The 7,109-nt window shown below is 69.8% G+C and carries 5 protein-coding genes; 1 reads left to right on the top strand and 4 read right to left on the bottom strand.

Features of this window, described 5'->3' with window-relative positions:
* Window positions 1-13: 13 nt before the first annotated feature.
* The 4 genes from ACFU53_RS45340 to ACFU53_RS45325 form a co-directional block, all read right to left on the bottom strand.
* Window positions 14-1,630, bottom strand: coding sequence for an FAD-dependent oxidoreductase (locus tag ACFU53_RS45340; protein WP_384005932.1), 1,617 nt, complete (start codon window positions 1,628-1,630; stop codon window positions 14-16).
* A gap of 64 nt (window positions 1,631-1,694) precedes the next feature.
* A complete protein-coding gene (gene glpK / locus ACFU53_RS45335; RefSeq protein ID WP_384005930.1) occupies window positions 1,695-3,233 on the bottom strand; it encodes a glycerol kinase GlpK in 1,539 nt (512 codons plus the stop codon).
* A gap of 100 nt (window positions 3,234-3,333) precedes the next feature.
* Window positions 3,334-4,134: an MIP/aquaporin family protein gene (locus ACFU53_RS45330; protein WP_384005929.1), complete on the bottom strand. Its 801-nt coding sequence runs from the start codon at window positions 4,132-4,134 to the stop codon at window positions 3,334-3,336.
* 418 nt (window positions 4,135-4,552) lie between these two features.
* Window positions 4,553-5,317 carry an IclR family transcriptional regulator gene (locus ACFU53_RS45325; RefSeq protein ID WP_384005927.1) on the bottom strand — a complete coding sequence of 255 codons (765 nt, stop codon included), beginning with the start codon at window positions 5,315-5,317 and terminating at the stop codon, window positions 4,553-4,555.
* Window positions 5,318-5,700: 383 nt separating this feature from the next.
* Here ACFU53_RS45325 and ACFU53_RS45320 point away from each other — a divergent pair.
* Window positions 5,701-7,109 (top strand): homocysteine S-methyltransferase family protein (locus ACFU53_RS45320; protein ID WP_384005925.1); only part of this gene is annotated, 1,409 nt, incomplete at its 3' end.

The following is a 7,109-nucleotide window of genomic DNA, read 5'->3' as shown; positions in this document are numbered from 1 at the left end:
GACCAGGACCCGGTTACTTCTTGTCGAGCAGATCCTGCACCTTCGCCCGGACCTCGTCCGTCGCCAGCCCCCGTATCGTCAGCGTCGTCCGGCGCCGCAGCACGTCGTCGACCGTCTCGGCCCACTCGGTGTCGCGGGCGTAGACGACCTGCGCCCAGATCTCCGGCGCGTCGGCGTGGACGCGCTCGCCCAGCTCGGGGTTCTCGTTGGCGAGGCGGGCGATGTCGAAGGCCAGCGACCCGTAGTGCGTGGCCAGGTGCCGCGCGGTGTCGGCGCCCATACGGGGGCCGGGCGCCGGGCGGTCGACGAGGAGCCGGTGGGCGACCGCGCGCGGGTTGGCGACACCAGGCAGCGGCAGCTTCTTCGGCAGCGAGGCGACCGGCTCGAAGTCCTCACCCAGCGGGTGCCCCGGCAGCGCCTCCAGCTTCTTCATGATCGTGCGGCCGATGTGCCGGAAGGTCGTCCACTTGCCGCCCGCGACGGACAGCATGCCGCCCCGGCCCTCGGTGACGACCGTCTCGCGCTTGGCCTTCGCGGTGTCACCGGGCCCGCCCGGCAGCACCCGCAGACCGGCGAAGGCGTACGTGATCAGGTCACGGTCGAGCTGCTGGTCCCGGATGGAGAACGCGGCCTCGTCCAGGATCTGGGCTATGTCCTTGTCGTTGACCGCGACGTCCGCCGGGTCGCCCTCGTACACCTCGTCGGTCGTGCCGAGCAGCAGCATGTCCTCCCAGGGGAGGGCGAAGGTGATGCGGTACTTGTCGATCGGGGTGGCGAGCGCGGCCTTCCACGGAGCCGTCCGCTTCAGCACCAGGTGCGCGCCCTTGGACAGCCGGATGGACGGGGCCGCGTCCGGGTTCTCCATCCTGCGCAGGTGGTCGACCCACGGCCCGGTCGCGTTCAGCACCAGCCGGGCGCTGACCCCGAACTCGTCGCCGGAGAGCCGGTCGCGCAGCTCGGCACCGGTCACGCGGCCCTTGGTGAAGCGCAGCCCGGTGACCTCGGCGTGGTTCAGCACCACCGCACCGGACTCGACGGCCGCGCGGACCGTCATCAGCGCCATCCGGGAGTCGTTCATCTGGTCGTCGCCGTACACGGCCACGGCCTTGAGGTTGTCGGTGCGCAACTCGGGCACGTCCTGCGCGGCCTTCGACGGCGAGAGCAGGTGGCCCACGCCGTCACCGAAGGCCGACAGCGCGGAGTAGGCGAAGACGCCCGCCCCGAGCTTCGCCGCGCCGTGCGGCCCGCCCTTGTACACGGGGAGGTAGAACGTGAGCGGGTTCGCCAGGTGGGGGGCCACCTGGCGAGACACCGCACGGCGCTCGAAGTGGTTCTCCGCCACCAGCTTCACCGCACCGGTCTGCAGATAGCGCAGACCGCCGTGGAGCAGCTTGGAGGAGGCGGAGGAGGTGGCGCCGGCGAAGTCGCCGGCGTCGACCAGGGCCACCCTGAGCCCGGACTGCGCGGCGTGCCAGGCGGTGGAGATGCCCAGGATGCCACCGCCGATCACGAGGAGGTCGTACGACGCCTTGGAGAGCTGCTCCCGGGTCTCGGCACGGCTCGGGTTCGAGCCGGACGCCGGGCGCGTACCCAGGGCAGGCAGGGTCTGCAGGGTGGTCTGACTGGTCATGTGGGGTTCTTACTCCTCATCAGAGCAGGCGAACGAAACCATGGTGGCTCCTGCTCGGCTCTCGTCAGTTCTCGTCCTCGAGCCAGCCCATGGTCCGCTCGACGGCCTTGAGCCAGCTCTTGTACTCACGGTCGCGGGTGTCCGCGTCCATGCGGGGGGTCCACTCGGCGGCCCGCCGCCAGTTGGCGCGCAGGTCGTCGGTGTTGGTCCAGAAGCCGACGGCGAGACCGGCGGCGTAGGCGGCGCCGAGGCAGGTGGTCTCGGCGACCATCGGGCGCACCACGGGGGCGTCGAGGAAGTCCGAGAGGGTCTGCATCAGCAGGTTGTTGGAGGTCATGCCGCCGTCGACCTTGAGGGCCGCGAGCTCGACGCCCGAGTCCTTGGTCATGGCGTCCGTGATCTCACGGGTCTGCCAGGCGGTGGCCTCCAGTACGGCACGCGCGAGGTGCGCCTTGGTGACGTACCGGGTGAGACCGGCGATCACACCGCGGGCGTCGGAACGCCAGTACGGGGCGAACAGACCGGAGAAGGCCGGCACGAAGTACGCGCCACCGTTGTCCTCGACCGAGAGCGCGAGGGTCTCGATCTCGGCAGCCGTGCTGATGAGCCCCATCTGGTCGCGCATCCACTGCACCAGCGAACCGGTGACGGCGATCGAGCCCTCCAGCGCGTAGACCGGCTTCTGGTCGCCGATCCGGTAGCCGACCGTGGTCAGCAGGCCGCTGTAGGAGTTGATGATCTTCTCACCGGTGTTCAGCAGCATGAACGTGCCGGTGCCGTATGTGGACTTGGCCTCGCCCTCCTCGAAACAGGTCTGGCCGAACAGGGCCGCCTGCTGGTCGCCGAGTGCGGAGGCGACCGGGATGCCGCCGAGCAGGTCGCCGAGCCTGCCGCCGGTGACCTCGCCGTACACCTCGGCGGAGGAGCGGATCTCCGGGAGCATCGACAGCGGGACGCCGATGGACTCGGCGATCTTCTCGTCCCACTCCAGCGTGTGCAGGTTCATCAGCATGGTGCGGGAGGCGTTGGTGACGTCGGTGTAGTGCTTGCCGCCGTCGACACCGCCCGTCAGGTTCCAGATGACCCAGCTGTCCATGGTGCCGAAGAGGATGTCGCCGGCCTCGGCGCGCTCGCGCAGGCCCTCGACGTTGTCCAGCAGCCAGCGGGCCTTCGGACCGGCGAAGTACGAGGCCAGCGGCAGGCCGGTCTCGCGGCGGAAGCGGTCCTGGCCGACGTTGCGGCCGAGCTCCCGGCAGAGGGCGTCGGTACGGGTGTCCTGCCAGACGATGGCGTTGTGGACGGGCTCACCGGTGTTCTTGTCCCAGAGCAGCGTGGTCTCGCGCTGGTTGGTGATGCCGATGGCCTTGATGTCGTCGCGGGTGATGCCGGCCTTCTCGATGGCCCCGGCGACGACCTCCTGGACGTTCGTCCAGATCTCGGTGGCGTCGTGCTCGACCCAGCCCGGCTTCGGGAAGATCTGCTCGTGCTCCTTCTGGTCGACGGAGACGATGCGTCCGTCGCGGTCGAAGACGATGCAGCGGCTGGAGGTGGTGCCCTGGTCGATGGCGGCGATGAAGGGCCCGGCGGTGTGGGCGTCGGTCACGGTGTGCTCCTGAAAGTTCACTGGGTATGGGGCTGTACGTACGGCGCGTGCTGAGCGTTTCGCGAAATCGCGTGGTTCCGGGATCTGCGGCTCGTTGCTCTTAAGCGAAGGCGACGTTGTAGATGCCTGCAGCGATGGCGGCACCGATCAGGGGGCCGGCCACCGGGACCCAGGCGTAGCTCCAGTCGGAGCCGCCCTTGTTGGGCAGGGGCAGAAGGGCGTGGACGATACGCGGACCGAGGTCACGGGCCGGGTTGATCGCGTAACCGGTCGGGCCGCCGAGGGACAGACCGATGGAGACCACGACGAGCGCGGTGATCAGGGCGCCGAGAGTGCCGAGACCCTTGCCGTCGCCGTTCATGCCCTGCGTCAGGACCGCCAGGACGAGCACGATGGTGCCGATGACCTCGGTGGCTATGTTCTGCACGACGTTCCGGATCTCGGGGCCGGTGGAGAAGATGCCGAGCACGGGGCCGGCGCCGGTCTCCCGGGCCTCGACGGACTTGGCCTTGGCACCCTTCGCGGCCGAATCGCCGACGATGTCCTTGTCGGTGAGGTGGGCGTGGAACTGGCCGTAGTAGGCGACCCAGACCAGCGCTGCACCGATCATCGCGCCGAGCAGCTGCCCGCCCCAGTAGACCGGGACATCGCCCCACTCGATGCCGTTCTTCTTCAGCGCGAGCGCGAGGGTCACGGCAGGGTTCAGGTGGGCGCCGGAGAGCGGCGCGGAGGTGTAGACGGCCGTCAGAACGGCAAAACCCCACCCGAAGGTGATGGCGAGCCAACCGGCGTTACGGGCCTTGGAGGCTTTCAGCGTGACGGCAGCGCAGACGCCGCCGCCGAGCAGGATGAGTATGGCGGTACCGATGGTCTCGCCGATGAAGATGTCGGAGCTGGACACCCGCGACTCCTTTGTCCTTCGTCCAGGGGAAGGCGAACCCCGGGTCCCATCCGGGGGTTCGCGCCCTCGGGGGTGAGAGCTGTCCCGGCCCTTGGCGTTGTCACACTCTAGCGCGTATTGCCGGTAGGTGTTCGACAATGCCGACCGATGGACGGGAGTCTCGCTGTGGCGCGAGTGCCTAGTCAAGAGTCCTGTTGTCGAAAACGCGATCGTTATTGATCGAAGTGGCTTATCGGTCTTGAGGCCGCTGCTATAGGTGCCGCGCCAGTGCGCCACGCGTACGCGCCCGTGGGGCCCGGACGCGGCGAAGGCCGGGACACCGCAGGGGTGTCCCGGCCTTCGCAGGTCAGGTGAGATGGGGCCGTGCGGCCGTCGGGACCGGAGTCGTGCGGCCGTCGGGACCGGGGCCGTGCGGCCGTCAGAACCGCCCGGCGCCCAGGTCCCGCGACACCGCGCGGGCGCAGTCCCGTACGGCCGCGATCAGCTCGGGCCGGAGCTCGCCCTCGCGGCACAGCCGCTCCACGGCGCCGGTGATGCCGACCGCGCCGACGGGCATGCGGCGCCGGTCGTGGATGGGGGCGGCGATGGACGCCACGCCCTCCCAGGTCTCCTCGACGTCGGCCGCGTACCCGCGCGCGCGGGTGATGTCCAGGACGCCCTCGAAGTCGGCCTGCTCGGAGACGGTCCGCTCGGTGAACACCTTGCGCTCGCCCTCCAGGACCTCGCTGTGTGCCACCGGGTCGTAGGCTGCGAGGACCTTGCCCAGGGCCGTGGAGTGCAGGGGCTGCATGGCCCCTATCTCCAGGACCTGCCGGCTGTCGTCGGGCCGGAAGACGTGGTGCACGATCAGTACGCCCTGCTGGTGCAGCACCCCCAGATGGACGCTCTCGCCGCTGGAACGGGCCAGGTCGTCCGTCCAGACCAGGGCGCGCGCCCGCAGCTCGTGGACGTCGAGATAGGTGGTCCCGAGCCGCAACAGCTCGGCGCCCAGCTGGTACCGCCCGGAGGCGTCGTCCTGCTCGACGAACCCCTCGTGCTGGAGCGTGCGCAGTATGCCGTGGGCGGTGCCCTTGGCGAGACCCAGCGACGAGGCGATGTCCGACAGGCCGAGCCGCCGCTCGCCGCCCGCGAGCAGGCGCAGCATCGCGGCCGCCCGTTCGAGCGACTGGATGTTCCGTGCCATCCCCGTCCCTGCCTCCGTCCCCTTCGGCCGCCGTACGCGACTGAACTTCCATCGTTCGGCAATGTCGAACACTACCGGTCGTTGCCGACCTCTCGCCAATGCCCGTCAACAGCTTTTCGGTCACGCCCCCCACGCGGTGACGATTCCGTGCCCGTCCGGTGTTCGTCCGGGGGTCATGTGATCGTGGGGTGTGCGTGTGGTGCCGGAACGGTGTCCGTCGTTCATTTCGTCGTCGGAGTAAACCGCACTCGGCCGCGTACGCCACGCCCGTCCGTCCCGTGGACTCCCCTGACCATCCGTGGCGCTCCGGGCTACCCTTGCGGCGTGCGCCTTCCATGGGAAGCCGCAAAGCCGACAGCCGTCGCACTCCAGGGAGCAGCTCCATGGCCTCGTTGCCGAATCCGTCCCCTTCGTCCGCCGCCGCCGGCCGGGCCCGATCCGAGGCCCTGCGCGAGGCTCTCGCCACCCGTGTGGTGGTCGCCGACGGCGCGATGGGCACGATGCTTCAGGCACAGGACCCCACACTGGAGGACTTCGAGCAGCTGGAGGGCTGCAACGAGGTCCTGAACGTCACCCGCCCCGACATCGTCCGCTCGGTGCACTCCGCGTACTTCGACGCGGGCGTCGACTGCGTGGAGACCAACACCTTCGGCACCAACCTCACCGCACTGGGTGAGTACGACATCCCCGAGCGCACCGCCGAGCTGTCCGAGGCCGGCGCCCGCATCGCCCGCGAGACGGCCGACGAGTTCGCCGCCCGCGACGGCCGGCAGCGCTGGGTGCTCGGCTCGATCGGTCCGGGCACCAAGCTGCCCACCCTCGGCCACACCACGTTCACCGCCATCCGGGACGCGTACCAGCAGAACGCCGAGGGCCTGCTGGCCGGCGGCGCCGACGCGCTGCTGGTGGAGACGACCCAGGACCTGCTGCAGACGAAGGCCTCCGTGATCGCCGCGCGCCGCGCGATGGAGACGGCCGGATACGACGTCCCCCTGATCGTCTCGGTGACCGTCGAGACGACGGGCACCATGCTGCTGGGCTCGGAGATCGGTGCGGCGCTGACGGCGCTGGAGCCGCTGGGTATCGACATGATCGGCCTGAACTGTGCGACGGGGCCGGCCGAGATGAGCGAGCACCTGCGTTATCTGGCCCGCCACTCCCGCATCCAGCTGTCCTGTATGCCCAACGCCGGTCTGCCGGTGCTGACCAAGGACGGCGCCCACTACCCGCTGACGGCCCCCGAACTCGCCGACGCCCAGGAGAACTTCGTCCGCGAGTACGGCCTCTCCCTCATCGGCGGCTGCTGCGGCACCACCCCCGAGCACCTGCGGCAGGTCGTCGAGCGCGTCCGGGACCTCACGCCCACCGTGCGCGACCCGCGCCCCGAGCCCGGCGCCGCCTCCCTCTACCAGACGGTCCCGTTCCGCCAGGACACCTCGTACATGGCCATCGGCGAGCGCACCAACGCCAACGGCTCGAAGAAGTTCCGCGAGGCCATGCTGGAGGCCCGCTGGGACGACTGTGTGGAGATGGCCCGCGACCAGATCCGTGAGGGCGCCCACATGCTCGACCTCTGCGTCGACTATGTGGGCCGCGACGGTGTCGCCGACATGGCCGAACTCGCCGGCCGTTTCGCCACCGCCTCCACCCTTCCGATCGTCCTCGACTCCACCGAGGTGGACGTCATCCGGGCCGGGCTGGAGAAGCTGGGCGGCCGTGCGGTCATCAACTCCGTCAACTACGAGGACGGTGACGGCCCGGAGTCCCGCTTCGCCAAGGTCACCGAACTCGC

Source organism: Streptomyces sp. NPDC057474, from assembly GCF_042802555.1.
Lineage (GTDB): Bacteria > Actinomycetota > Actinomycetes > Streptomycetales > Streptomycetaceae > Streptomyces.
This window is presented reverse-complemented; position numbering and strand designations above follow the sequence as displayed.

Coding starts and splice junctions, on each gene's coding strand:
- ACFU53_RS45340 (WP_384005932.1), bottom strand. CDS start 1,630: ATGACCAGTCAGACCACCCTGCAGACCCTGCCTGCCCTGGGTACGCGC.
- ACFU53_RS45325 (WP_384005927.1), bottom strand. CDS start 5,317: ATGGCACGGAACATCCAGTCGCTCGAACGGGCGGCCGCGATGCTGCGC.